The sequence below is a fragment of the Actinocrispum wychmicini genome (genome assembly GCF_004345645.1).
In the GTDB taxonomy this organism is placed as follows: Bacteria; Actinomycetota; Actinomycetes; order Mycobacteriales; family Pseudonocardiaceae; genus Kibdelosporangium; species Kibdelosporangium wychmicini.
Genome location: NZ_SLWS01000025.1, coordinates 1 through 23,670 on the forward strand (window position 1 = coordinate 1; position 23,670 = coordinate 23,670).

22 protein-coding genes are annotated in these 23,670 nt (G+C 67.8%); 6 read left to right on the forward strand and 16 right to left on the reverse strand.

The window, feature by feature from the left end; translation table 11 throughout:
- Positions 1-323 precede the first annotated feature (323 nt).
- On the reverse strand, positions 324-734 hold the full coding sequence (locus EV192_RS52920) for a DUF5709 domain-containing protein (protein ID WP_132126430.1): 411 nt from the start codon (positions 732-734) through the stop codon (positions 324-326).
- 17 nt (positions 735-751) lie between these two features.
- Here EV192_RS52920 and EV192_RS52925 point away from each other — a divergent pair, with 17 nt between their 5' ends.
- Entirely contained in the window at positions 752-1,312 is a 561-nt protein-coding gene (locus EV192_RS52925) for a cadmium resistance transporter (protein WP_132126431.1), read from the forward strand.
- Here EV192_RS52925 and EV192_RS52930 read toward each other — a convergent pair.
- Genes EV192_RS52930 through EV192_RS52945 form a run of 4 tightly spaced genes read right to left on the reverse strand, consistent with a single transcriptional unit; the run spans position 1,305 to position 4,981 of the window.
- Positions 1,305-2,096 carry an alpha/beta fold hydrolase gene (locus EV192_RS52930; protein WP_132126432.1) on the reverse strand — a complete coding sequence of 264 codons (792 nt, stop codon included), beginning with the start codon at positions 2,094-2,096 and terminating at the stop codon, positions 1,305-1,307. The two genes, EV192_RS52925 and EV192_RS52930, sit on opposite strands and share 8 nt — an antisense overlap.
- The gene (locus EV192_RS52935; protein ID WP_132126433.1) at positions 2,089-3,372 is read right to left on the reverse strand and encodes a bifunctional o-acetylhomoserine/o-acetylserine sulfhydrylase; all 1,284 of its coding nucleotides are present in this window, start codon (positions 3,370-3,372) and stop codon (positions 2,089-2,091) included. Before EV192_RS52935 ends, EV192_RS52930 begins: the two co-directional genes overlap by 8 nt.
- Entirely contained in the window at positions 3,369-4,367 is a 999-nt protein-coding gene (locus EV192_RS52940; RefSeq protein WP_132126434.1) for an isopenicillin N synthase family dioxygenase, read from the reverse strand. The genes EV192_RS52935 and EV192_RS52940 overlap by 4 nt, the downstream gene beginning before the upstream one ends.
- Positions 4,364-4,981, reverse strand: coding sequence for a GNAT family N-acetyltransferase (locus EV192_RS52945; RefSeq protein WP_132126435.1), 618 nt, complete (start codon positions 4,979-4,981; stop codon positions 4,364-4,366). The genes EV192_RS52940 and EV192_RS52945 overlap by 4 nt, the downstream gene beginning before the upstream one ends.
- Before the next feature lie 237 nt (positions 4,982-5,218).
- Here EV192_RS52945 and EV192_RS52950 point away from each other — a divergent pair, with 237 nt between their 5' ends.
- Complete coding sequence (locus EV192_RS52950) at positions 5,219-6,547, forward strand: beta-1,3-glucanase family protein (protein WP_132126436.1); 1,329 nt, start codon at positions 5,219-5,221, stop codon at positions 6,545-6,547.
- 3 nt (positions 6,548-6,550) lie between these two features.
- Here the strand turns inward: EV192_RS52950 and EV192_RS52955 are convergent, their stop codons facing one another.
- From EV192_RS52955 to EV192_RS52965, 3 genes are all read right to left on the reverse strand, one after another.
- On the reverse strand, positions 6,551-6,991 hold the full coding sequence (locus EV192_RS52955; protein ID WP_132126437.1) for a hypothetical protein: 441 nt from the start codon (positions 6,989-6,991) through the stop codon (positions 6,551-6,553).
- A gap of 17 nt (positions 6,992-7,008) precedes the next feature.
- Complete coding sequence (locus EV192_RS52960; protein ID WP_243727649.1) at positions 7,009-8,070, reverse strand: DUF6745 domain-containing protein; 1,062 nt, start codon at positions 8,068-8,070, stop codon at positions 7,009-7,011.
- A 193-nt stretch (positions 8,071-8,263) separates the two neighbouring features.
- The gene (locus EV192_RS52965; RefSeq protein WP_243727650.1) at positions 8,264-10,018 is read right to left on the reverse strand and encodes an ABC transporter ATP-binding protein; all 1,755 of its coding nucleotides are present in this window, start codon (positions 10,016-10,018) and stop codon (positions 8,264-8,266) included.
- A 310-nt stretch (positions 10,019-10,328) separates the two neighbouring features.
- On the opposite strand from EV192_RS52965, the gene EV192_RS52970 reads away from it, so the two are divergent.
- Entirely contained in the window at positions 10,329-11,699 is a 1,371-nt protein-coding gene (locus EV192_RS52970) for an ankyrin repeat domain-containing protein (protein WP_132126439.1), read from the forward strand.
- On the opposite strand, the gene EV192_RS52975 is transcribed toward EV192_RS52970, so the two are convergent.
- Positions 11,700-13,364: an LTA synthase family protein gene (locus tag EV192_RS52975; protein WP_132126440.1), complete on the reverse strand. Its 1,665-nt coding sequence runs from the start codon at positions 13,362-13,364 to the stop codon at positions 11,700-11,702.
- A 77-nt stretch (positions 13,365-13,441) separates the two neighbouring features.
- Between EV192_RS52975 and EV192_RS52980 the strand changes: the two genes are divergently transcribed.
- On the forward strand, positions 13,442-13,999 hold the full coding sequence (locus EV192_RS52980; protein WP_132126441.1) for a GNAT family N-acetyltransferase: 558 nt from the start codon (positions 13,442-13,444) through the stop codon (positions 13,997-13,999).
- Here EV192_RS52980 and EV192_RS54545 read toward each other — a convergent pair.
- The gene (locus tag EV192_RS54545) at positions 13,971-14,135 is read right to left on the reverse strand and encodes a hypothetical protein (RefSeq protein ID WP_165961068.1); all 165 of its coding nucleotides are present in this window, start codon (positions 14,133-14,135) and stop codon (positions 13,971-13,973) included. The genes EV192_RS52980 and EV192_RS54545 overlap by 29 nt on opposite strands.
- Before the next feature lie 228 nt (positions 14,136-14,363).
- Here EV192_RS54545 and EV192_RS52985 point away from each other — a divergent pair, with 228 nt between their 5' ends.
- Together EV192_RS52985 and EV192_RS52990 are read left to right on the forward strand one after the other, a co-directional pair.
- Positions 14,364-15,512 carry a cytochrome P450 gene (locus EV192_RS52985; RefSeq protein WP_132126442.1) on the forward strand — a complete coding sequence of 383 codons (1,149 nt, stop codon included), beginning with the start codon at positions 14,364-14,366 and terminating at the stop codon, positions 15,510-15,512.
- A 92-nt stretch (positions 15,513-15,604) separates the two neighbouring features.
- Complete coding sequence (locus tag EV192_RS52990) at positions 15,605-16,129, forward strand: hypothetical protein (protein WP_132126443.1); 525 nt, start codon at positions 15,605-15,607, stop codon at positions 16,127-16,129.
- On the opposite strand, the gene EV192_RS52995 is transcribed toward EV192_RS52990, so the two are convergent.
- From EV192_RS52995 to EV192_RS53020, 6 genes are all read right to left on the reverse strand, one after another.
- Positions 16,103-17,329 (reverse strand): kynureninase, encoded by a 1,227-nt coding sequence (locus EV192_RS52995; RefSeq protein WP_132126444.1) that lies wholly within the window; start codon positions 17,327-17,329, stop codon positions 16,103-16,105. The genes EV192_RS52990 and EV192_RS52995 overlap by 27 nt on opposite strands.
- A 178-nt stretch (positions 17,330-17,507) precedes the next feature.
- Entirely contained in the window at positions 17,508-18,317 is an 810-nt protein-coding gene (locus EV192_RS53000) for an ABC transporter permease (RefSeq protein WP_132126445.1), read from the reverse strand.
- Between the two features lie 7 nt (positions 18,318-18,324).
- Positions 18,325-19,176, reverse strand: a complete 852-nt coding sequence (locus EV192_RS53005) for an ABC transporter permease (RefSeq protein ID WP_132126446.1) — start codon at positions 19,174-19,176, stop codon at positions 18,325-18,327.
- A 692-nt stretch (positions 19,177-19,868) separates the two neighbouring features.
- Positions 19,869-21,056 (reverse strand): ABC transporter substrate-binding protein, encoded by a 1,188-nt coding sequence (locus EV192_RS53010; protein ID WP_132126447.1) that lies wholly within the window; start codon positions 21,054-21,056, stop codon positions 19,869-19,871.
- On the reverse strand, positions 21,053-22,141 hold the full coding sequence (locus EV192_RS53015) for an ABC transporter ATP-binding protein (protein WP_132126448.1): 1,089 nt from the start codon (positions 22,139-22,141) through the stop codon (positions 21,053-21,055). The genes EV192_RS53010 and EV192_RS53015 overlap by 4 nt, the downstream gene beginning before the upstream one ends.
- Positions 22,141-23,562, reverse strand: a complete 1,422-nt coding sequence (locus EV192_RS53020) for a gamma-aminobutyraldehyde dehydrogenase (RefSeq protein ID WP_132126449.1) — start codon at positions 23,560-23,562, stop codon at positions 22,141-22,143. The genes EV192_RS53015 and EV192_RS53020 overlap by 1 nt, the downstream gene beginning before the upstream one ends.
- Between the last annotated feature and the right edge of the window lie 108 nt (positions 23,563-23,670).

Below are 23,670 nucleotides of genomic sequence, written 5' to 3' on the forward strand. Positions count from 1 at the left end.
AAGATCACCAGTTCTACAAGGAGTCCCGCTGTCCTGTCGATCTTGAACTTCACCCGCCTTGCCCCACCAGCAAAATCACTAACTACGCGGCATTGCCCGGGGCCGGGTCCCGTAGGCGCACCCCTTGACACCCATGGTTTGCAAAGCACAGGTCGGCCGGGAGAGAGGACACGAACCACAGGTCTGATGCGTGAGCACACGCCTTGGGCAAGCACGGCCCCCGGCCCCTCGATGGCTGGCGCTGTCCTCCCGTGCGGGCGCGCAGGTGGGTCCGTGTTCTCAGTGGGTGGGGCTGTTCGTCGCTATGTTGGGTGGTCGCTCCGTCAGTACTCCTGTGGGTCCACTATGTGCATTGCGGCTTCCTCCGCTGAGGCGGCGCCTCCGTCGATACCGACGTCGGTGGCTCGCAGTTCGCCGTTCGCGTCCTCGTCGTTCGGTGCCGTCAGGCGGCCGGCTCGGCGGTTGCCGACTTCGTTGTCCAGTAGTTCGCCGTCGGTGTCTTCGGTGTCGCCCAGGTCGTCTCGGCCGTTGTCGGTCAGGTCTGGGACTTCGCGGGCCAGTCGGCCGGTGAGGCTCTCGCCCTCGGCGGTTTCCCTGGCTGTGGTGCCCCAGTCGTTGATCGCCCGTGGTTTCTCCGGTGGTGAGTAGCCTTCGTCGTACGGGTCGCGGTCGTCGAGGGTGTCTTCGATGTCCAGCAGTCCGTTGTCGGCGTTGTCCTCGGTGTCGTCGTTCATTCTCGTAAGGTAATCCGGTGCGACTGGGACTGCTGGGCCAGGCTGTGGGGGTGTTCGCGGTCACGAACATCGACGACATTGTCCTGCTCGCGGTGTTCTTCGGGCAGGCTGCCGGGCGGTACGGGCGGGTGGTTGTCGGTCAGTACTTGGGGTTTGTGGGCATCTTGGCGGTTTCGGTCGCCGGGGTGTTGGGGGCCCGACTGTTGCCGGACAGTGCCTTGCCGTATCTCGGGTTGCTGCCGCTGCTGCTCGGTTTGTACACGGCGTGGCAGGCCTGGCGGGGTGGCGACGGCGAGATGTCCGCTGTCGGCAAGGCGCCGACTGTGGTCACGGTCGCGGCCGTCACCCTCGCCAATGGCGGCGACAACGTCGGCGTGTACGTGCCGGTGTTCGCGAACGGCGGTACTGGGCAGACGGTCGTGTACTTGGTTGTGTTCCTGGTTCTCGTCGCGGTGTGGTGTGTCGCCGGCCGGTATCTCGCCACGCGGCCGGCCGTGACGCGTGCCATGACACGATGGGGGCACATTGTCGTACCCGTGGTGTTGATCGCGCTCGGTGTGGGGATCTTGGTCAGCTGACCGTCCGCACGAATTCGATCACGACCCGGTACACCTCGTCGCGGTCGATCTCGTTCAGGATGTTGTGCAGGTCGTTCGGGAAGATCACGGCCTTGCCATTGGGCAGTAGTTCGGCTGCCCGCTCCGCGCCGGCGGCCGGGGCCAGGTCGTCCTCGGCGCCGTGGACGAGCAGGGTGGGCACGGTGACCGACTCGATCACGGCGGCCACCCGACCGGCCGCGGTTCCCAACGCCTGCAAGGTTTCCAGCCGGATACCGCCCTGCCAGGTCAGGGGATCGTCCCGGATCTGCTGAGCGTACGCCTCGTTGCGGGTCATCTCGCTGGGATCCTTGCGGATGTCCATCGGGTCGATGCCGGTGGCGAGCAGGGCGACCAGCGCGCTCTCCCCGCTCGGCACGAGCGACGAGCCCGCCAGCACCAGCGCGGACGCGGGCACCTTCCGCTCCCCCACCAGCAACACCGTGAGCGTCGAGCCCAACGAGTGTCCAATGAGGACGAACGGGAGCTCGGGATGCGCGGCGCGCGCGAGGTCGATCAGGGTGCCGGCGTCGTCCAGCAGAGTGTCGACACTGTTGATCAGGACGCGGACCCCGTCGCTGCGGCCGTGGCCCGCGTGGTCAAGGGCCCAGACCGCGATGCCGGCGTCGTTGAGCGCGGCCGCGAAGGGCTCGTAGAGTCCGACGTGCTCCCCCAGGCCGTGCAGCAACACCACGAGAACCCGTGGGTCGGCCGGGACCCAACTCCGGTGGTGGACGGTCCCGGCGGTGCCGGCGAACTCAGGCATGCAGTCCTCGATCCAGGTCGGCGATCAGGTCGTCGGCGCCTTCCAGGCCGACCGACAGCCGCACCAGGCCGGGGCCGACACCGCTGGCGAGCTGCTGGTCCGGGTCGAGCTGCGCGTGGGTGGTGGACGCGGGGTGGATGACCAGGCTGCGCACGTCACCGATGTTGGCCAAATGGCTGAACAACGTCAACCCGTCCACGAACCGTTTGCCCGCGTCGACACCGCCGGCGAGGTCGAACGCGACCACCGCGCCGACCCCCTTCGGCAGGTACCGCGCGCCCGCGTCGAACCAACGGTTACCGGGGAGCCCGGCGTAGTGGACACGCGTGACGCCCGGCTGCTCGGCCAACCACGCGGCCACTTTTCCGGCGTTGGCGACGTGCCGTTCCATCCGCAACGACAACGTCTCGATGCCTTGCAGCAGAAGGAAACTGTTGAACGGTGACACCGCTGGCCCGAGGTCGCGGACCAGCTTTGTCCGCAGCCGCAACGCGTACGCGAGCCTGCCGAACTCGGTCGCGAACACGAGGCCGTTGTAGCTCGGGTCCGGTTGGTTCAGCTGTGGCCACCGGTCGGGTTCGAAACGGAAGTCGAACCGTCCACTGTCGACGATCGCACCGCCGATCCCGGTGCCGTGCCCGGACAGGAACTTCGTCGTCGAGTGCACGACGATGTCGGCGCCGTGGTCGATCGGCCGTTCCAGGTACGGTGTCGGCACGGTGTTGTCCACGACGAGCGGCACGCCCGCACTGTGCGCGATGTTGGCGACGGAGGCGACATCCAGGACGTTGCCCAGTGGGTTGCCGACGCTCTCGGCGTAGAACGCCTTGGTGTTGGGGCGAACCGCGGCGCGCCACTGGTTACGGTCATCCGGATCGGTCACAAAGGACACTTCGATCCCGAGATCCCGCAAGGTGTACGCGAACAAGTTGTACGTCCCGCCGTACAGCGTCGCCGCCGACACCACGTGGTCGCCGACGCGGGCGAGGTTCAGCAACGCCAGCGCGGACGCCGCCTGACCGCTGGCCACGGCGACCGCCGCGTACCCGTTCTCCAGGTCCGCGAGCCGCTCCTCCACAACGGCCGTCGTCGGGTTCGACAACCGGGTGTACGCGTGCGTCTCCAGGTCCTTCAGCGCGAACGCGGCCGCTGCGTGCTCCGCGCCGTCGAACACGAACGAGGTGCTCTGGTACACAGGCACGGCTCGGGCCCCGGTTGTCGGGTCCGGGCGTGCGCCCGCGTGGATCTGCCGTGTCTCGAACGACCAACGCGTCATCCGGCGACGTCCGCCCACCAGCGCTCGGCGACCTTGGGATGCGAGCGCAACCACCCCACCAGCGCGTTCGCCCCGAACTGCGCCAACAACGGATTGTCCTTCTCGTCGCTGACACCCCGGGCGTGCGCGGCCAGCTCGGCCGGCAGCCGCAGCGGCTCGACCACGGCGTCCAGGCGCGGCCCGAGGAAGAACGGCACCGAGAACCGCTCGACCCCGGCGGGTGGGCTGACCACGCGGTGCCGGGTGGCGGTCAGGTAGCCCTGGGTGGCGATCTCCAGCATCTCGCCGATGTTGAACACGAAGCTGCCCGGGATCGGCGTGGCGTCGATCCACGTGCCGTCCTGCGCCTGCACCTGCAGGCCGCCGACCTCGTCCTGCTGCAGCAACGCCAGATAGCCGTAGTCCTTGTGGGCGCCGACCCCCTGGTCCGCGTCCGGCGTGGCCCGACCCGGGTAGCGGACGATCTTGACGTGGGTGGACGCCTCGTCGTCGAACCAGGCGTCGAAGTATCCCTCGTCCTGGCCGAGCGCGGACGCCAACGCCCGCAGGACCTCGCGGCTGACCCGCAGGGCCTCCGCCTGCCACGCCAGGGTCGTCTCCCGCAACCCCGGGAGGTCGGCCGGCCACTGGTTCGGCCCGATCAGCCGCTGCCACGCCGGCGCCCCAGCCGCCGGCGGGACAGGGTCACGCTCCGGCCCGATGTCGATCTGCTCGCGCCAGTCCGGGTGACCGCCGGTGTACTCGTAACCCGTCCGGGTGTAGCCCCGGAACTGCGGTGAGTGAATGTTCTCGATGGCCAGCCGCTGCTGGAGCGGCAACCCGAAGAAAGCCCGCGCGACCTCGAAGATCCCCGTGGTCAGCCGCTCCGGGACGCCGTGCCCCACCACGTAGAAGAACCCGACTTCGTGGGCCGCGTACCGCAACTGTTCGAGAAAGCCGGCCCGGTCCCCCTGGCGGAACCGCGACAGGTCGATCAACGGCAAAGGCGTACTCACCCTTGCGACCCTATGCCGAGGGGCCCCGACACCCCAGTACTCCCACCTGATGGGAGGACAGCGGCCGGGTGCGACCGGGCGAAATCACTGGCCAGCATGCCCATCATCACCAGATCATGGTGCCGGCCGGCCAGGAACACGTGCTCCCGAAGTCGCCCCTCCTCGACGAAACCCAGCCGGCCATGGAGGGCCAGCGACGCCTCGTTGAACGCGTACACGCTCGCCGTGCACTTGTGGTACCGCCGCTCGCCGAACATGAAGCGCAGCAGCAGCACGACGGCCTCGGACGCATAGCCTTTGCGCTGCTGCCCGGCCATGATCCCGATGCCGTACTCGAACCAGCCGGCCCGCAGGTCGGCGCGATTCGACGAGATCCCGCCGACCAGCTTCCCGGTGTCGACGGCCTCGATGGCCAGCTGGAAGCGGTCGCCGACGGGCTCGGCCGCGGCCCGCTCCTTGGTCCACGCCCGGTAGCCCTCGGCGGACCGGGGCGGGTGGACCATGTCACCCGCCCGCTGGTCCGCGGAGTCCGAATCGAACTCCATGAACCCGGCCCAGTCGGCCGGCTCGATCCCGCGCAACCGGACCCGTGACCCCACCCAGAGAGATGTCATGCCGCCATCGGATCAAGCGACCCCGGCGGAGTCCACCGGATTTTCAGGTGCCTGGTTACCGGGTACGCGCCGCGCCCAGGTCGTGGCTTGACATCTCAGCCGGATCGGTTCAGCCTCTGTGTGAGAGCGCTCTCCCGGCTGCCCCGCCGCCTGGCGAAAGAGACCCTGCCCCGCGGCCATCGTCGTCGCCTGGCCAGCGACGACCGTGTCCGCCACTCGTCCCGCACGAGGAGAGACATGCCCATCACCGCAGTGCCGCGACTGTTGGCCGCTGTGACTCTCGCCGTGGCCATGCTCGGCCCGGCCCCCGCGTACGCGGCGGATCCCCTGATCTCCCAAGGAAAGTCCACTACCTCGTCGTCGGCCGAGAACGCGACCTTCGGCCCGTCGAACGCGGTCGACGGCAACACCGGCACCCGTTGGTCCAGCTCGTTCAGTGATCCACAGTGGATCCAGGTCGACCTCGGCGGCACCGCGACGGTCAGCCAGGTCGTGCTGAACTGGGAGACCGCGTACGCGCGCGCCTTCCAGATCCAGACCTCCGCCGACGGCGGCAGCTGGACGACCATCTACTCGACCACGACCGGAACCGGTGGCACACAGACGCTTTCGGTGTCCGGCAGTGGCCGGTACGTCCGGATGTCCGGCACCCAGCGGGCCACCCAGTGGGGTTATTCGCTGTGGGAGTTCCAGGTGTTCGGCACCGGCGGCGGCAACGGCGGCGGTGGGACCGGCGCGCCCCCGAACGAGTTCTGGGGCGACACCGGCTCGATTCCGGCCGCGCGCAACGTGTTGACGGTGCAGGTGCTCAACCGGACCAACGGGCACTACCAGGACAGTCAGGTGTACTGGAGCTTCAACGGCCAGACGCACTCCATCGCCGAGCAGCCGTACCTGGACATGCCGGCCAACTCGGCCGGCCGGATGTACTTCTTCCTCGGCTCGCCGACCAGCCAGTACCAGGACTTCATCGAGTTCACGGTGAGGCCGTCGGTGTTCAACGGCAACACCACCCGGGTGGACGCGTTCGCGTTGAAGCTGATGATGCGGCTGCACGCGCACGACGGCTATGACGTCACGGTCGGCGACGACTACCCGACGTTCCAGGAGGACCGCACGGCCACGTTCCAGAAGTTCGTGAACGAGGTGCCGACCGAGTTCAAACAGCTCGCCCAGGCACCGAACGCGCCGTTGCGCATCCCGGCGCCTGGGAGTGTGCCGGCGTTCCGGGCCGGCGGCCAGTACCAGAACTACTTCACCGGGTACGCCCAGTCGGTCGGGGTGACCGAGTCCACCTCGAACATCACCGGCTGTGCCGGTTCGCTGGCCGGCAACCCGAACATGTGCGCGGCGCTGAACCGGCACGTGGCACAGCTGCCGCAGTCGCAGTGGTCGGACCCGACGCAGTACTACAAGGCGGCGCCGGCCAACTACTACGCCAAGTTCTGGCACGACCACGCCGTCAACCGTCTCGCGTACGGCTTCCCGTACGACGACGTGGCCGGCCAGTCATCGTTCATCTCGCACGGCAACCCGCAGTGGCTGCTGGTGGCCGTCGGCTGGTGAACGTCAGTCGGCGATCAGCACGGCGCGGGACCGGGCTCCGGCCCCGCGCTCCTGCTGGCGACGCACCAGCCACCGGCCGGGCGCCACCCCGCTGGCGCCGTGCTCCGGGTGGATCAGGTACGCGGGCGCGATGTTCTCGAACACGCCGATGGCCAGCCGGGTCAGGTCCCGCATCGCGGCCGTGACCCGGCATGTGCCCGGGTCGGCGACCAGCGTGTGCGGGTTGTTGCCGGCGACGCCACGCACCAGTTCGACGCCGTCGGGTGGCACCTGCCGCCAGATCCCCCAGCCGTCGCTGAGGGTCACGGACTTGATCATGTCGAACGGGATCACGATGAGGTCGCCCTGGGCCTGCAGGCCGTCGATCACCGGCACGGCCACCTGGCGTTCCAAGTGGTCCAGGACGTCCAAGCCGGTTCGGTCAAGCAGTTCAGCCAAGTACATGGGAATCACCTGGGGAGTCATGTCCGGCGCTGCAGCTGGGCGTACTGGGCTCCGGTGAGCCCGTACGACCAGCCGGCGGCGTCGATCGGGTCGTTGAACCAGGGTGGGACGCGCAGTCCGTACTGCCGGCGGGTGCCGTCGCGTTCCACCGAACCGTTCACGGCGAGCAGTAACCGGGTCGATGTGCCCCACCGCTGATAGGGCAGGTCGTAGAGGCGCAGCTCGCTGCCGGGATTCCCGGGGTCGGCGGCCTGTCCGACCAGGGCGAGGCCGGCTTGGGCGATGAACGCCGGCCAGCCGAGGTGTTCGATCGCGCAGCGCCGTACCTCGATGTTCGGTTCCGCGGCGATCAGGTCGACGGTCGGTCCTTCGACCACCCACGACGGAACCCTCATGCCGTGCCACGAATGCACCGCCCAGCCGTCCGAATAGGACATAGCTGGGCCATTTTCGGTGTGCAGCCGGAGCTCACCATGGAGTGAGCCAGGGACAGGTTCGGTACGCACCACACACGGTCGCTCGACGACGACACACGTGCTCTCACGGGGAACCCACCATCCACATGAACGCGCCAGCGTCGACCACAGTTCCGCGTGAGCGACATCGTCGGCTGGGATGCGCGCGCCGAGGACCTGCCGGATCACGTCGAACTGGGCGATCCAGTCGACGTCGTGCTGCCCGAACCACAGGAGGCCGGTCCGTTCCCCCAGCGCGGCCCGAACCACCCCGGCGACGGACTCACGGACCACGCGGCTCAGCACACCGTGCACCGCCGAGTCCACAAGGGACCGCGATGACATGCCGGATCGCATTGCCGCCACTGGATCTTCGGGTGGTGCCGAGCGCCACCCGGTGTATCCGACGCCGATTCGATGTCGTAGACCGGAGACCAGGGTCGCCAGCCGGCCTTCCAGCGGCAGGTCCGTGTCCCACCGCCAACTCCTGGGCGGTCCGAGAACGCCGACCGCCGCGGCCGGCGACTCCACCCACACGAACGTGGGTGGAGGCCGGTCCAGCAGGCAATAGAGGCCGCTGATGGCGTTCTCGGTCGCGTCCCGGTCGGCGGGCAACGTGCTCAACGCGTGCCCGAGCCACTCATCTCGAAGTGCCTGGATCCGGTGCCATCGTTCGGCTCTGTCGGTGGACTCGCTACCGGCGGCCCACCTGCGACGGGCGCTCAACGCGCCTGGGCGGACACGCCCTTTCCGTTCGACATGACCCCATGATCGCAGCCAACTCCCCCGGTTGGCAACCCCCCTTCCGGAACAGTCCTCAGTGGACCAGGGTGTCGTCGTCCAGGAAGCCGCCGGACTGGTGCCGCCAGAGCTTGGCGTACGTGCCCTGGGCGGCGAGCAGCTCCGAGTGCGTGCCCTGCTCGACGATCCGGCCGCGGTCGAGCACGATGAGCTGGTCCATGCTCGCCACCGTGCTCAGCCGGTGCGCCACCACGAGCGCGGTCCGGCCGGCCATCAGCTCCCACAGGGCCTGTTGGATGAGGATCTCGCTCTCCGAGTCGAGCGCGCTGGTCGCCTCGTCCAGCAGCAGGATCGGCGCGTCCCGGACGATCGCGCGGGCCAGCGCCACCCGTTGGCGTTGGCCGCCGGACAGCTTGACGCCGCGTTCGCCGACCAGCGTGTCGAAGCCCTGCGGCAAGCCGTCGGCGAACTCGGTGACGTGCGCCGCCTTGGCCGCCCGGTACACCTCGTCGTCGGTGGCGTCCGGCCGGGCGAAGCGGATGTTCTCGCGCAGTGTCCGGTGGAACATGGCCGGGTCCTGCGGCACGTACGCGAGCAGGCTGCGCAGGTCGGCCTGGCGCAGCTGGGAGATGTCCTGGCCGCCGATCAGGATCCGGCCCGAGTCGACGTCCATCAGCCGCAGCAGCAGCCGGGTCAGCGTGCTCTTGCCACCGCCGGACCGGCCGACCAGACCGATCTTGGTGCCGCTGGGCACGGTCAGGTTCAGTTCGGTGAACAACGGCGACGCGCCGGCGTGGGCGAACGTCACCTGGTCGAACCGGACGTCGGTCGCCTTGGGGCGTAACGGCTCCGGCTTTGACGGGTCGACCACGGCCGGCGGGCTGAGCAGCAGTTCGGTGAACTGGGCGGCCTCGGTCAGCGAGCTCTCCAGTCGCCGGTAGATCGAGTTGAACTCGAACATGATCCGGGTCGCGTTCGAGTAGTACGAGAACGCCACCACGATCGCCTCGACGCCGAGCTTCCCGCCGCCGAGGCCGATGGCCAGCACCAGCCCGACCACGTTGGTGAGCACGGACAGCGGCGCGACCACGGTCTCGATGCGCAGGTTGCTGTAGTCCCATGACCGGATGGCCAGACGGCGTTGGTTCGCCACGCGCGTCCGGTGTTCGGCGGCTTCCTGGTCCTCCGCGGCGAAGGCGCGCACGGTCTCCATGTTGGAGAGGCTGTCCGCGACGTGGCCGGAGACGCGCGCGACCGCGGCCTCGCGTTCGTCGACCAGCCGCTGGCGGCGACGCACGAGCGGCGCGACGATCACGCCGGCCACCAGAATGAGGCTGATCAGGCCGAGCACCAGCATCGGGTCGTACTGCCACAGCACGACCGACGCGAACGCCAGCGGCACCACGCTGGCGATGACGTTGAACGTCAACGTGTCGATGAACTCCTCGAACCGCGAGGCGAAGCTGAGCAAGCGCTTGGTCAAGGAGCCGGCGAAGTTGTCGTGGAAGAACGCGGCGTCCTTGGCCAGCAGCTCGTTCATGCCGATCACGTAAAGGTTCTCGACACCGCGGCCGTCGACCCGGTTGAGGCAGTGCAGCCCGACCCGCCACAGCGCCTCGGCGAGCAGCAGCAGCCCGGCGAACCCGATCACGTACGGCGCCAGCAGGCCGACCCCGGAGCCGCCGCCGGCCAGTACCCCGACGAGCTGGGCTACGATCAACGGGGCGAGGTAGAACAAACAGGTGTTCCCGATCGCCGGCAACACCATTCCCAGCGCCGAGAGACGCTTATGCCGCGCCAGTTCGCGGCCGTAGTATCGTAGGGCAAGCATCACCGCTTTCTTTCGGACGGGTGAGCCTCGGTCAACGGTTTCGGAATCGCCACCGGACGCAGGCGAAGACATCGGTCCCCTCTCCAGAAGTCAGAATCCATTCTCCAGCATTCGGGCCCGTTCCGGCGACCGATTTTCCCCGGGCATCTACAAAGGACATGACCGCGGTGTAGGCTGGCGGTCAGCGCGGCAGGGGCCGCGTCCGGTCCGCGGAAAGGGCTGTGCCCACCCCGACGAAGTACCGACCTGACCGCACCTTCTTTCCTGCCCGGTGCCAGCGGACCGCGGGCGACGAGGAAAGGAGGCCGCCGTGCCGGCTGCCGTCAACCTGGAGCAGATCCGCAAACAGGCCAAGGAGCTGCTGCGCGACGCGCGGCAAGGCCAAGCCGCCGCGCTCCGCCGGATCACCGATCGCCACCCCGGGACCAGCGAACCGATCAAGCTCGCGGACACCCAGTTGGTGATCGCCCGCGAGCACGGGTTTCCCAGCTGGCCCAAGCTGCGCGCCTACCTTCGTCGACTGGACGAGTACGGGCCCGCGCTGCGGCACGCCTTCGAGGACGAGGTCGACTACTACGCCGACCGCGCCACCGGTTTGCTGGCCTCGGCCACCGACGGGACAGCCGAGGCCCTCGCCGCGTTCGAGCGTTGGTCGGTCCCGCTGACCGCCCGCGGTGCCCGTACCGTGGTCGCCCGCGAGCACGGGTTCGCCAACTGGCCCGCCCTGTGCGCCCACGTCGGCTCGTTGGCCACCAGTGGTGAACCGTTCCGTCGCGCGTTCCAGGCGATCCGTGAGCAGAACCTGGCCGCGCTCGACGAGCAGCTCACCCGGTTCCCCTGGCTGGCCGAGGCGGTCGGCACCAACGGCAACGACCTGCTCGGGCTGGCCACGGGCACCTGCGACGAACGGCTCGTCAAGCTGCTGCTGGAGCACGGCGCGGACGTCACACGCGGTAACACCCATGGCTGGACACCCCTGCACCAGGCCGGCTACGGCGGCCTGCCGGAGCTGGCCCGGGTGCTGCTGGCCGCTGGGGCGCGCGCGGACGTCTCCGGTCGCGGCGACGGCGGCACCCCGATGATCGTCGCGTTGTTCTGGGGGCACCGGGCGGTCGCCCGTCAACTCGCCGAACAGGGCGTGTACCCGCGTAACCTGCGTGCCGCCGCCGGGCTGGACGACGTGGATCTGATCGACGAGCTGCTGTCCGGGCCGAACGCCGGGGCCCATCGCGGCTTCTACCGCCCGCACAGCGGCTTCCCGGCCTGGCGGCCCACCGACGACCCGCAGGAGGTCCTGGACGAGGCACTGTCGTGGGCGGCCCGAAACGGCAGCGTCGACGCGATCGACCGGCTACACGCGCACGGCGCTGACCTGAACGCCGACGTCTACCGGGGGACGCCACTGACCTGGGCGGCGTTCACCGGCCAGGAAGCCGCCGTCCGCCGGCTGCTGCGACTGGGTGCCGACCCGAATCAGCGGGGCACGTTCGGCGGACCCACCCACGGCAGCGGGGTGACGGCCCTGCACCTGGCCGCACAGTGGGGCGATGTCGACGTCATCCGGGTCCTGCTCGACGCGGGCGCCGACCCCACCCTGACCGACGATCTCTACGACTCGACCCCCGCCGGCTGGGCCGAGCACGAGGGCAAGGAGGCCGCACTCACCGCCCTCACCGGCTGATCACCGGGTGCCCGCGGTCCCCTGGGACCCGAACGCGGCCAGGAACCTGTCGCGGAACTGGCTCATCGGCCAGATCGGGGCCCGGGGGTCCGGGTGCAGGCCGTCCTGCCAGCCCCAGCCGGCGATCCGGTCCAGCACGGCCGGGTCCTTGGCGACGATCGTGACCGGCACGTCGTGGCTGGCGTTCTCGCCGCTGACGATCGGGGCCGGCTGGTGGTCGCCGAGGAACACGAGCACGAGGTTGTTGTCGCCGTAGTTCTGGACGTACTGGATCAGCGTGGTCAGCGAATACTGGATGGACTCGCCGTAGGCGGCGCGGATCTTGGTCGGGTCCGGCCACACGTCCTCGGGTTGCTTGGCGGCTTTCGGCTGGGGGTTGAACACCGCGCCGTCGCCGACCGTGTTCCAGTCCACCATGGTGGGCAGGGGCGCCCACGGGGTGTGGCTGGTGACCAGGTCGATCTCGGCCATCACCGGCGCGTGGCCGGGCTGGGCCCGCTCCAGGCCCTGGAACGCGGACATCGTGTACTGGTCGGGCATCTGGGCGTAGAAGTACTTGGGGCCGCGGTAGCCGACGTTCCGCGAGTCGTAGAGCTTGTCGTACTGGTAGAAGGCGCCTTCGGGCCAGTCGTACATGTTCTCCGGCAGGTCGCCGACGGTCCGCCAGCCGGCGCGTTTGAAGGCGTGGCTGAACGTGAACCGGTCGCCCGTAATGAGATTGTCGTACCGGCGCTGGTTGTTGATCCACACCCCGGACTGGAACGTGGAGTGCGCCAGCCAGCTGCCACCGCCGAACGTGGGTGACGTCAGGAACGCGCTGCGGGACGCGAACCCCGCTTGCCGGAGCGCGGCGCTGCCGTCGTCGAGCACCTTGTCGACGCCGGGGGCGATGTCGGAGCCCTGGACGGCGACCCGGCCGTAGCTCTCGATGAACGTGAACACGACGTCCTTGCCGCGCAACGCGGTCAGCAGCTCGGAGCCCGGGGTGTCCCGGAACGCGTCTGTCGCCACCTCGTCGGTGAACGCCCCTTGGTCGCGCATGTCGGCACGGACTTGACGGGCCTCGTCGTACGCGTACACGGCCGCGCTGCGCGCCGCGAACGGCTGACCAGGCGTGAGCTGCACGCTGAACACGGCGCAGAACACCCATACGACCGCGAGCACCGCGATGGTCCGTATCGTGGTCTCGCGGCGACGGGCGGCAAGGCGGGACAGCCGTATCGCGGCGAGCGCGCTCAGCGAGATGACACCGACGGCGAGCACGATGGCGCCGATGACCACGGCGATCGCGCCGACGTGACCGGTCGCGTTGGTCAGGAAGTTCACCGCGGGGCCGAAGAAGCTCCAGTCGAACATGAGGTCGAACGGCCGGTCGAACGCGGCGTAGAAGCCCATGTCGATCATTCGCACGATCATCAGCGACCCGACCAGCGCGCCGAGGACCGCCGCCACGATCGCCCTGGCCCGGCGCGGCAGGAAGATCAGGACCGCGGCGGCGACGAGCGCCTCGACCGGGATCCGCAGGAACGCCCATGGTGTCAACTGGCCGAGTTGGTTGGGCACCACCAGCGCGAACAGCGTCAGCAGGCAGGCCAGGCCGGTGAGCACCCCCGCCGCCACCCGGCGTCGTTTCGACGGAGTGCTGGCTTCTTCGTCGGTCGTCATCTCATCCCTGCGCACGTCTCCGATACGCGGAGCGCGCATCGACGGTTCAGGTGATCCCGTCCGGATAGGCTCGCCGAATGGATCACCTGGGGACCACACGGGCCACACAACGCCTGGCCACCGCGGCCGACACGGCCCAGATCGCGGCGCTGATGCGTGCCTCCGTACTGGATCTTTTCCCGCGTTTCTACAGCGAACAGCAGTCCGCCAGCGCGGCGGTCCACCTGACCGTGCCGGACATGGACCTTATCGCCGACGGCACGTACTACGTCCACGAGGCCGACGGCGAGGTCGTCGCTTGCGGCGGGTGGAGCAAACGCGAGAAGTTGTACACCGGCAGCGGTGACAAAGACGGCGACGCCCGGCTGTTGGACCCGTTGACTGAGCCGGCCCGGGTCCGCGCGATGTTCGTCCGCGCCGACTGGACTCGCCGTGGCCTGGCCAGGGCCGTCCTGGACGCCTGCCGGCGGGCGGCGGTCGGGCAGGGCTTCCGGGAGTTCGTCCTGATGGCGACGCTGCCCGGGGTGCCGTTGTACCACGCGTACGGCTTCGAGGACGTCGAGGACACTCAGATCCCGTTGCCCGACGGTGTGATCCTCGAAGGTCTCACGATGCGGCTGGCGTTGTCTGCTTGAACGACAAGACCGGCGCGCTCATCGACTGCACTGAGTCCGGCCCGGTCGGGTCGGTCGGCCGCTGCTGCTCACGCCACACCTCGGCGCCGACCGGGACAGGCGACGCCTCCAGGAGGCTCACCTGGTCGGTGACCATCATCAACACCTTGGGCCGGCCGTACATCCGGTCGCCGCCGGGACCGACCAGGACGCATTCGCGAAGTAGGTGCGGACGACCATGTCGCCGGTTGCCGGGTGCGTCCAGGTTCGCTGGTCCTGGCGCTGGAATCCGGTGTCGTCGAAGGAGAGCGGCACGGGGTCAACCCCTACGGTGTCGCGGGAATGGCGGATGCGGTGATCATGTCCATCCGACCATGCTGGTTCCGTGACCGCGCGCAAGGTGGACCGAGGCGATACCGAGGTGGGCTGTCCGGTTCGGCGGGACGCGGACGGCGGGTGGACGATCACCGGCTATCCGGCCGGCCGCGCGTTGCTCCGCGAGTCCGCGACCGTACAGGCCGGTCTGGGTGTCGAGACCGTGGACAAGATGCCGGCGAGCATCCGGCGGCCGGTGCTCTACCGGGACGGACCGGAGCATCGCGAACACCGCCGGCAGACCGCCCGGTTCTTCACCCCGCGTCGGGTCGACTCGTACCGCGGGCTGATGGAACATGTCGCGGACGAGCAGATCGCGCGGTTGCGCGCGGCCGGCACGGTCGATCTGGCCGACCTGAGTTTCAAGCTGGCGATCGACGTCACGGCCGCGGTGATCGGGCTGACCGAGAGCCGGCCCGGGATTCAGCGCCGGTTGGAGCGGTTCTTCCCGGAGAAGTTCGGCCGGCCTGGGTTCACCAGCGTGAATGGGATCTACTGGCTGTTCCGGCAGATCGCGAACTGGTCCCGGATCTATTTCGGCGACGTCCGCCCGGCGGTCCGGGCCAGACGTACCGAACGCCGCGACGACTTGATCTCGCATTTGCTCGACGAGGGCTGTAAGAACACCGAGATCCTTGGCGAGTGCCTGACGTTCGCGGCTGCGGGGATGGTCACGACGCGTGAGTTCGTCGTGCTGGTGGCGTGGCACATGTTCACCGACGACGCGCTGCGCCGGAAGTACTTGGCCGCGGCGGAGCCGGAGCGGCTGGGCATCCTGCACGAGATCATCCGGCTGGAGCCGGTGATCGGCCAACTTCGCCGTCGTACCACCGCCGAAGTCGTCCTTCCGGGTGCGGTCGTGCCGAAGGACGCGGTGGTGCGAGTCCAGCTCTGCACCGCCAATCTCGACCCGGACGTGGCCGGCGCCGAGCCGTTGGATCTCTGTCCCGGCCGGGACATGCCCGACGGCGGCCTGTCGTTCGGCGACGGCGCCCACAAGTGCCCGGGATCGCACGTCGCGATCATGGAAACGGACATCTTCCTGTCGAAACTCCTTGCCGTGGAAGGCATCCAGATGGTGAGCCGGCCACGGGTCACGTTCAAGGAGGACATCGCCACGTACGAGCTGCGGGGCATGCGGGTGTCCATTGCGGCCTGACCCGCCGCAGGTCCGCCCTTTGGGGCACAACCCGGGCGAACGAGCCACGTCCCTTTGTACGTAGCGACTTCGAACGGGATCGGGTGGTCATGATGCGGACAGGACATTTACCCAGGCTCATCATCGCATTGGCGGGCCTGTGCCTCGCCGGCTGCGGCGCCACCCAGGCCGGCAGCCCGGCTGTCGAGAGCACCACCACTCCCGTCTCGGTGGGAACCACCACGTCCACCCGGCCATCCGCGGACAAACCGGTCGACCAGACCACTCGTCCGTCCAGCCACACCAGCGCGACGTCGAAACCCGCGCCGACAGTGTCGATCTCCGTTGTGCGCCAACCAACTTGCCCGGTCCACGGCACGCCGGACGCGCCGTTCTCCTCGCCCGGCACGGACGTGATCATCTCGTGGAAGGTGACCGGCGCGAGCGGCGCCGCTGTGGCCGTCGACAACCCGAACATCTATGGCGCGTACGGAATGTACGACGCCACGGGTCAGTTGACGCTAGCGTTCGGGTGCAGTGGCACAACGGGCAAGACCACGCACACGTACACGGTGTGGTCGGCGGGTGTGAAGGACGTGTCCAAGACGATCTCAGTGAGCGCCACCAACAACCCGTAGTGCCTCGTCGATCGCGATCAGGCCACGGGTGGTCTCGGTGAAGCTCGTGCTCAACGGGGACAGGCCGATCCGCAGGGTGTCCGGGTTGCGGAAGTCGGGGATGACGTCGCGGTCCCAGAGGTGCCGCACAATGGTGTGGAAGTCCGGATGGGCCAGGGTGACGTGACTGCCACGGCGGTCGCTGTCGCGTGGGCTGCCGACCCGGACACCGTGTGGCGTCAGCAGTTCGTCGGCTACCGTGATGGCGTGCTCGGTCAGCTGGACGGATTTGGCGCGGACCGCGGCCGGTCCGGCTTCCTCGATCAGCTCGACCATGTCGATCACCGGCTGCAGGCCGAGGATCGGCGGTGTGCCGCTGAGGAACCGGCGGATACCGGTCGCGGGCTCGTACCGCTCCCCCATTTCGAACGGGTTCCGGGCGCCGATCCATCCCCAGATGGGCTGCTGTAGAGAGTCCTGCAACTCGGCTCGGACGTAGGCGAACGCCGGCGCGCCCGGTCCACCGTTGAGGAACTTGTACGTGCACCCGACGGCCAGGTCGGCACCCCACTCGTCCAGCTCGACGGGCACAACTCCGGCCGAGTGACACAGGTCCCAGAGCACCAGGGCGCCGGCCGCGTGGGCCAGTTCGGTGATCTCGGCGGCCTCGGCGAGCCAGCCGGAGCGGTACGCGACGTGGCTGAACAACACCAACGCGGTGTCCGAGCCGACCGCCTTGTGTACCTGGTCGACGGTCACGCCGCCGGCCGGGTCGACGTCCAGCCACTTGATCCGGAGGCCGCACTCGGCGGCGACGCCTTGCAGGATGTACCGGTCGGTCGGGAAGTTGTCCCGGTCGCACACCACCTCGGTGCGGCCGGGCCGGGCCGCGACCGCCGCCCGGATCAGCTTGTACAGCAGGACCGTCGTCGAGTCGCCGATGACGGTCTGCCCGCCGGCCGCGCCCAGGACGACCCGCCCGAGGTGGTCGCCGAGCCGGGCCGGGGTGTCCAGCCACCGCTCGTCCCACCCCCGGATCAGCCGCCCGCCCCACTGTTCCTCCACAAAGGACCTCAGTCGGTCCACTGTGGCCTTCAGTGGCCGCCCGAGGGAGTTGCCGTCGAGGTACGCGACCAGGTCTTCGTTGGGCACGAACCGGTCGCGGTACCTGTTCAGCGGGTCGGCCGCGTCCAGCTTGGCGGCCTGGTCAAGCAACACCATGGTCCCGTCCTTAAGTGTCCTGAACCGGAGGTACGTCACCAGTCTCGACGGCCCAGATTCCCGCTGGCCGCACCGGCCAAAGGCACTGGTACAACCCGGTACAAGCCCCCTTCGTCCGGCACGCCCAGCGGAAACCTGGATCCGCCGAATACTGGCAACGTACCTCCGGTTCAGGACACTACAGCCGTCCACCGCTGGCGGTGTCGCCGCCGGAAAGTCGCTGGGCGAAGTATACCGGCACGGTCGACACCACGATCAGGACGGCGGCGACCACGTTCACCACGGGCGCCTGGTTGGGCCGGAACAGGTTGTCGTAGATCCAGATCGGCAGGGTCTCCATGCCGGTGCCGAGGGTGAACGTGGTCACGATGATCTCGTCGAACGACAACGCGAACGCCAGCAGACCGCCGGCCAGCAAGGCGGACCGCAGCATCGGGAACGTGACCAACCGGAACGTCGTCCGCCCGTCGGCGCCGAGGTCCATCGACGCCTCCTCCAGGTTGCCGCCCATCCGCCGCAGCCGGGCCACAACGTTGTTGAACACCACGACGATGCAGAACGTGGCGTGCGCGATGATCGCGGTCAGCAACCCGAGGTCGATCCCGAGAATGGTGCGGAACGCGTTGTTCAGGGCGATCCCGGTCACGATCCCCGGCAACGCGATCGGCAGAATGATCAACAACGACACCGAGTCCCGCCCGAAGAACCGGTACCGTTGCAAGGCGAACGCCGCCATCGTCCCCAACACCAAAGCGATGGCGGTGGCCGCCACCCCAGCCTGAACACTGGTCCACAAAGCCCGAAGAGCACCCTCATTGGTGACCGCGCGCCGCCACCACTCCAGCGTGAACCTCGTGGGCGGCCACCCAAAGGTGGTGTCGCCGTTGAACGAGTTCAACAGCACCACCAGAAGCGGAAAGTAGATGACGGCCAACCCGACACCCAACGCGGTCCGCAACAGAACGCGCGTGGCCCTTGAGGTTCGCATGGCACTCCTAAAGGTTGTCCAACGCGCCGGTGCGACGCACAGCGGCCAGATACACCATCATGATCACCACCGGAACCGTCGCCACAGTCGCGGCGAACGGAAGGTTGTTGGCGGCCCCGATGTTGTCGTAGACGACGTTCCCCAACATCTGACTGGTCCCGCCCACAATCTTCACGGCGATGTAGTCCCCCAACGACAACGAGAAAGTGAAGATCGACCCAGCCACCACAGCCGGAAAAGTCAACGGAAGCACAACAGACCGAAAAGTCCGAAAAGACCGAGCCCCCAAATCCCCAGAAGCCTCAACCAAAGAGTCAGGAAGCCGCTCCAACCCGGCGTAAATCGGCAAAATCATGTACGGCAACCACAAGTACGACAACGTAACCACAGTCGCCGCAACCCCATACCCCGGACTGTCCAACCCAAACGGATCCAACAACCAATGAACAACCCCATTCCCAGAAAGCATGGTTCGCCAAGCATACCCCTTAACCAGATAGCTCGCCCACAACGGAGTCATGACAGCAATGACCAAGACCCGTTGCGCCCGCCGAGAAGCCAACTTGGCCATAGCAAACGCCATAGGAAAAGCCACAACCGCATCAATCACCGTCACCAACGCGGCAATACCCACAGTCCGCAACGTGATGGTCCGATACACGGAGTCCGAGAACAGCATGCCGAAGTTGTCCAACGACCAGTCAGTAACCACCTTGCCGGTAAAGACGTCGGTGTGCCAGAACGCGGTGACGAACAGCGCAGCCAACGCCCCCAGATAAGCCAACCCCAACCACAGCAACGGAGCGGACAACAAGATCCCCAACCGCAACCGAGGCCGACGGAAGAAGAAAGCACTCATGTCACTCCCAAACCGAGAAGGTGGTGTCATGCGCCAACGGGAACAAGCAACTGAACAAAGTGGACAGATAGCCGGAAGGGGCAACGCCGGCAAAGGCAGCCGGACAACCCGAGGAGGCTGGCGGGCGGAAGGTGAAGAGCGGAGGGTGGCTGGGCGAATGGAGGGCGGTTGGGTGTTGAAGGGAAGCAGAGCAGACCGAGGGCGGGCGGCGGCTGGAAGGCGACAGAAGACAACGCTGGGCAGTAGGCAGTAGGCAGTAGGCCGGCGGGTGGGCGGCGGGGCGATAGCTGGTAGGCGGTGGCTGGTAGGCCTTGGCTGGTGGAGGCGGAAGGCAATCGGGTGTGGGAGGACTGAGTGCGGGAGGGTGTGTGCGGGAGGGCTGGGTGTCGGAGGGTGGGTGGGAGGACTGAGCTCGAGAGGGTGGGTGGGGCTGGGTGTGAGAGGGCTGGTGTGAGGGAGAGGGGGTAGAGCGGAGGTTCGGTTTTACACGGGGCGCGGTGGGTATAAGCTGGCTGCGGCGGCAGGCCCAAAGGCATCCCAAGAACAAACCTGTGGGTGGTGAACCCAGGGATACATGGCCTGCCGGCGTAGTCGGCTTGCACCCACCGCGGGGGTCCCCGTGTCAAACCGAACCGTGGTAGGCACCGGCAGCAGCCGCAACCCAAGGGCCGCAATCCAAAGGGAGCAATGAGTCACCCCTTGATATCGGTCCAAGCCCGAGTCCACTCCCCATAGTCCTTGCACTTGACATCAGTCCGCCCATCCAGGCACTGAGCAATAGGCGTTGTCCAGTAAGCGATCTTCGCCGCATACGCCGCATCATTCGCGTGATACGTGTCGCACAGCGACTTGTCCGTCATCTCCACGCATGCCTTCGAGTTCGCGGGCGCCTCCCCGAAGTACTCCGCAACCTGGGCGTTCACCGACGGACTGATGACGTAGTCCATCCACTTGTACGCGCACGTCTTGTGCGTTGACTTCGCCGCGACCATCCAAGTGTCAGACCACCCCGTGGCTCCTTCGGTGGGCACGACGGACTCCACCGGAGCGCCCTCCCCTTTCGCGAGGTTCACCGTTACCTGCCAGGCGGTTCCCACCACGGAGTCGCCGTTCTTGAGGGACTGGGTCTCCTTCAGGTAGTCCGACCAGTACTCCGACACCAACGGCCGCTGCTTCTTCAGCAGGTCGACCGCGGCGGTGAACTGCTTGTCGTCCAGGGCGTACGGGTTCTTGATGCCCAGATCTGGTTGGTGGGCCTGCAGGTACAGGGCCGCGTCCGCGATGTAGATCGGCGAGTCGTAGGCGATGACTTTCCCTTTGTACGGCGACTGGGCGTCGAACATCACCGACCACGATGTCGGCGCGGGCGTCACCTTGTCGGTGCGCCACGTCAGGATGTTGGCGCCCCAGCCGTGCGGAATCCCGTACGCGACATTGCTGACACTGTTCCAGGACTTGTTCTTCAGGAAGGGGTATACGTTTTCGTAGTTGGGCACCAACGATGTATTCACCGGCTCCACGTCACCCGACGCGACCAACCTCAAGGAGGCGTCCCCAGAAGCCGAGACGACGTCGTACTGACCCGTTTTCATCAAGGTGACTGCCTCGTCCGACGTCCCGAACGGCTTCACGTTGACCTTGCAGCCGGTCTGCTGTTCGAACGGGGTCACCCAGTTCACTTTCGGGTCGTTCGAACCGTTCTCCGCGTATCCCGGCCACGCCAACACGTTCAGCGCCCCTTCGGGCTGGCCGAGCGCCTTCAGGGCGTCCATTTTGGGCGGGGTGAAACCTTGGGCGCCGGGTGGGGCTCCGGAGGAACCAGATGTTCCGCACGCGGCCAGGAGCACGCACGCGGCTCCCAGAAACAGAGTCTTCTTCATCGCTGGGGCCCTTCCGGTGAGGGGACGCGGTAACAGTGGTCCTGCCGCCAGGACAGCCGGACCCGGCCGTCGGGGAAGTCGGGTGGGCTGCCGACGTTCTGGCGGACCACGGAGAGTTGGCCGCCCGCGTCGAGCGCGACGGCGTAGCGCACGGTCGCGCCGGCGTACACGATGTCGGTGACCGTGCCGGTTGCGTTGGTCTCGCCCGCGTCGGCAGGCGAGGACAGGTCGCCGTCGATGCGGATCTTCTCCGGCCGGATACTGTATACACCGGGTCTTCCGATGACCGACTCGGCGCCGCGTCCGCTCAGCAGGTTGGAAGTGCCGACGAACCCGGCGACGAACTCGGTCGCGGGTCTCTCGTACACCTCGGCCGGCGTGCCGACCTGTTCGATCCGCCCGCCCGAGAACACCGCGATCCGGTCGCTCATGGTCAACGCCTCGTCCTGGTCGTGCGTCACGAACACGAAAGTGATCCCCACGTCCCGTTGGATCTGTTTCAACTCCACCTGCATGGCCTGCCGCAGTTTCAGGTCCAACGCGCCCAGCGGTTCGTCCAGCAGCAACACCTTCGGCCGGTTCACCAACGCCCGCGCCAACGCCACTCGCTGCCGTTGCCCACCGGACAACTGGGACGGTTTGCGTTCACCGAACCCGTCCAGGCGAACCGTGTGCAGCGCCTCCTCCGCGCGGTTGCGTCTCTCCACACGCGGCACACGCTTGACACGTAAGCCGTACTCGACGTTCTCCCGCACGGACATGTGCGGGAACAACGCGTAGTCCTGGAAGACCGTGTTGACGTCACGTTCGAACGGCGCGAGCCGACTGACGTCCTGCCCCGCCAACTCGATCGTTCCGGAGGTAGGCAGATCGAAGCCCGCGATCATCCGCAACACTGTCGTCTTGCCGGATCCGGACGGGCCGAGCATCGAGAAGAACTCGCCCGGCGGAACGTCCAAGTCGACTCCGTCGACCGCGCGCACGTCGCCGAAGTGCTTGCGCAGCCCGACAAGCCGGACCGCGGGTTGGGTGTCCGTGGCCGCCCGCGGGTCCGTGGCGACGGTCGACGGCGCTTGGTTGGGCATCAGAGCGCGCTCATCACGTGTTTGACCCGGGTGTAGTCCTCCAGCCCGTACATCGACAGATCCTTGCCGTAGCCGGACTTCTTGAACCCACCGTGCGGCATCTCGGCGACGAGCGGGATGTGCGTGTTGATCCACACGCAGCCGTAGTCGAGTTCGGCGGCGACCCGCATCGCGGTCTGGTGGTCCCGTGTCCACACCGACGACGCCAGGCCGTACGGGACGCCGTTGGCGGACCGGACCGCGTCGGCCTCGTCGGTGAACCGCTGCACGGTGATCACCGGCCCGAACACCTCGTTCTGGGTGATCTCGTCGTCCTGCTGAACACCGGAGATGACTGTGGGCGCGAAGAAGTAGCCCTCGCCGCCGACCTGCGATCCACCACTGTGGACGGTCGCGTGGTCGGGCAGCCGTTCGACGAACCCGGCCACCCGCTCCAACTGGTTGGCGTTGTTCAACGGGCCGTACAGGACCTCGTCGTCGTCCGGCCGGCCGGTCTTCGTGGCCGCCGCCTGCTGTGCGAGCAACTCCACGAACTCGTCGTGCACGCTGTCGGCGACGAGGACACGGGTGGCGGCCGTGCAGTCCTGGCCGCCGTTGAAGTATCCCGCCATGGCGATCCCCTCGGCCGCCATGGCGAGGTCGGCGTCGGCGAACACGACCACCGGGGCCTTGCCGCCGAGTTCGAGGTGCACACGCTTGACGTCGGTCGCGGCGGTCCGGGCGACCTCCACCCCGGCCCGGACCGAGCCGGTGATCGACACCATCGCCGGGATCTCATGCGCCACAAGGGATCTGCCCGTGTCCCGGTCGCCGCAGACCACGTTCAGGACACCCGGCGGCAGGAACTCCGCACACACCTCGGCGAGCAGCAGCGTCGACGCCGGTGTGGTGTCCGACGGCTTGAGCACGATCGCGTTGCCGGCGGCGAGCGCGGGCGCGATCTTCCAGACGGCCATCAACAGTGGGTAGTTCCATGGCGTGACCTGGGCGCAGACCCCGATCGGCTCGCGCCGGACGAACGACGTATGCCCCTCCATGTACTCCGCTGCCGACCGTCCTTCGAGGACACGCGCGGCGCCGGCGAAGAAGCGCAGTTGGTCAACGGCGGGCGGCAGTTCCTCCGACGCGGTCAGTCCGAGTGGCTTGCCGGTGTTCGCCGACTCCACGCGCACGAACTCGTCCGCGCGGGCCGCGACCGCGTCGGCGATCTTGAGCAGGGCGAGCTGGCGCTGCGACGGCGTGGTCTTCCGCCACGACTCGAACGCTCCCGTGGCCGCTTTGAGCGCGCGGTCGACGTCCTCGGGTCCCGCGACCGCCGCCGTGGCGTACGGCTTGCCGGTCACCGGGTCGATCACCTCGGCGACCCGTCCGGACAGGGAGTCGACCTGCTTGCCACCGACGAAGTGCTTCAGCTCCAGCACCGGAACTCCTTCACTGTGGTCGTCCCGCTACACGACGTGACATAACATATGAGTCCATATGTCAAAGGACAAGAGTTTCCGGCAGGATTGAGGCCGTCGCGTTATCGA

Bases quoted from the DNA above. Each gene is read 5' to 3' on its own strand.
- EV192_RS52920 (WP_132126430.1), bottom strand. From the start codon at position 734: ATGAACGACGACACCGAGGACAACGCCGACAACGGACTGCTGGACATC.
- EV192_RS52930 (WP_132126432.1), bottom strand. From the start codon at position 2,096: ATGCCTGAGTTCGCCGGCACCGCCGGGACCGTCCACCACCGGAGTTGG.
- EV192_RS52935 (WP_132126433.1), bottom strand. From the start codon at position 3,372: ATGACGCGTTGGTCGTTCGAGACACGGCAGATCCACGCGGGCGCACGC.
- EV192_RS52945 (WP_132126435.1), bottom strand. From the start codon at position 4,981: ATGACATCTCTCTGGGTGGGGTCACGGGTCCGGTTGCGCGGGATCGAG.
- EV192_RS52950 (WP_132126436.1), top strand. From the start codon at position 5,219: ATGCCCATCACCGCAGTGCCGCGACTGTTGGCCGCTGTGACTCTCGCC.
- EV192_RS52955 (WP_132126437.1), bottom strand. From the start codon at position 6,991: ATGTACTTGGCTGAACTGCTTGACCGAACCGGCTTGGACGTCCTGGAC.
- EV192_RS52965 (WP_243727650.1), bottom strand. From the start codon at position 10,018: ATGCTTGCCCTACGATACTACGGCCGCGAACTGGCGCGGCATAAGCGT.
- EV192_RS52975 (WP_132126440.1), bottom strand. From the start codon at position 13,364: ATGACGACCGACGAAGAAGCCAGCACTCCGTCGAAACGACGCCGGGTG.
- EV192_RS52980 (WP_132126441.1), top strand. From the start codon at position 13,442: ATGGATCACCTGGGGACCACACGGGCCACACAACGCCTGGCCACCGCG.
- EV192_RS54545 (WP_165961068.1), bottom strand. From the start codon at position 14,135: ATGGTCACCGACCAGGTGAGCCTCCTGGAGGCGTCGCCTGTCCCGGTC.
- EV192_RS52990 (WP_132126443.1), top strand. From the start codon at position 15,605: ATGCGGACAGGACATTTACCCAGGCTCATCATCGCATTGGCGGGCCTG.
- EV192_RS52995 (WP_132126444.1), bottom strand. From the start codon at position 17,329: ATGGTGTTGCTTGACCAGGCCGCCAAGCTGGACGCGGCCGACCCGCTG.
- EV192_RS53000 (WP_132126445.1), bottom strand. From the start codon at position 18,317: ATGCGAACCTCAAGGGCCACGCGCGTTCTGTTGCGGACCGCGTTGGGT.
- EV192_RS53005 (WP_132126446.1), bottom strand. From the start codon at position 19,176: ATGAGTGCTTTCTTCTTCCGTCGGCCTCGGTTGCGGTTGGGGATCTTG.
- EV192_RS53010 (WP_132126447.1), bottom strand. From the start codon at position 21,056: ATGAAGAAGACTCTGTTTCTGGGAGCCGCGTGCGTGCTCCTGGCCGCG.
- EV192_RS53015 (WP_132126448.1), bottom strand. From the start codon at position 22,141: ATGCCCAACCAAGCGCCGTCGACCGTCGCCACGGACCCGCGGGCGGCC.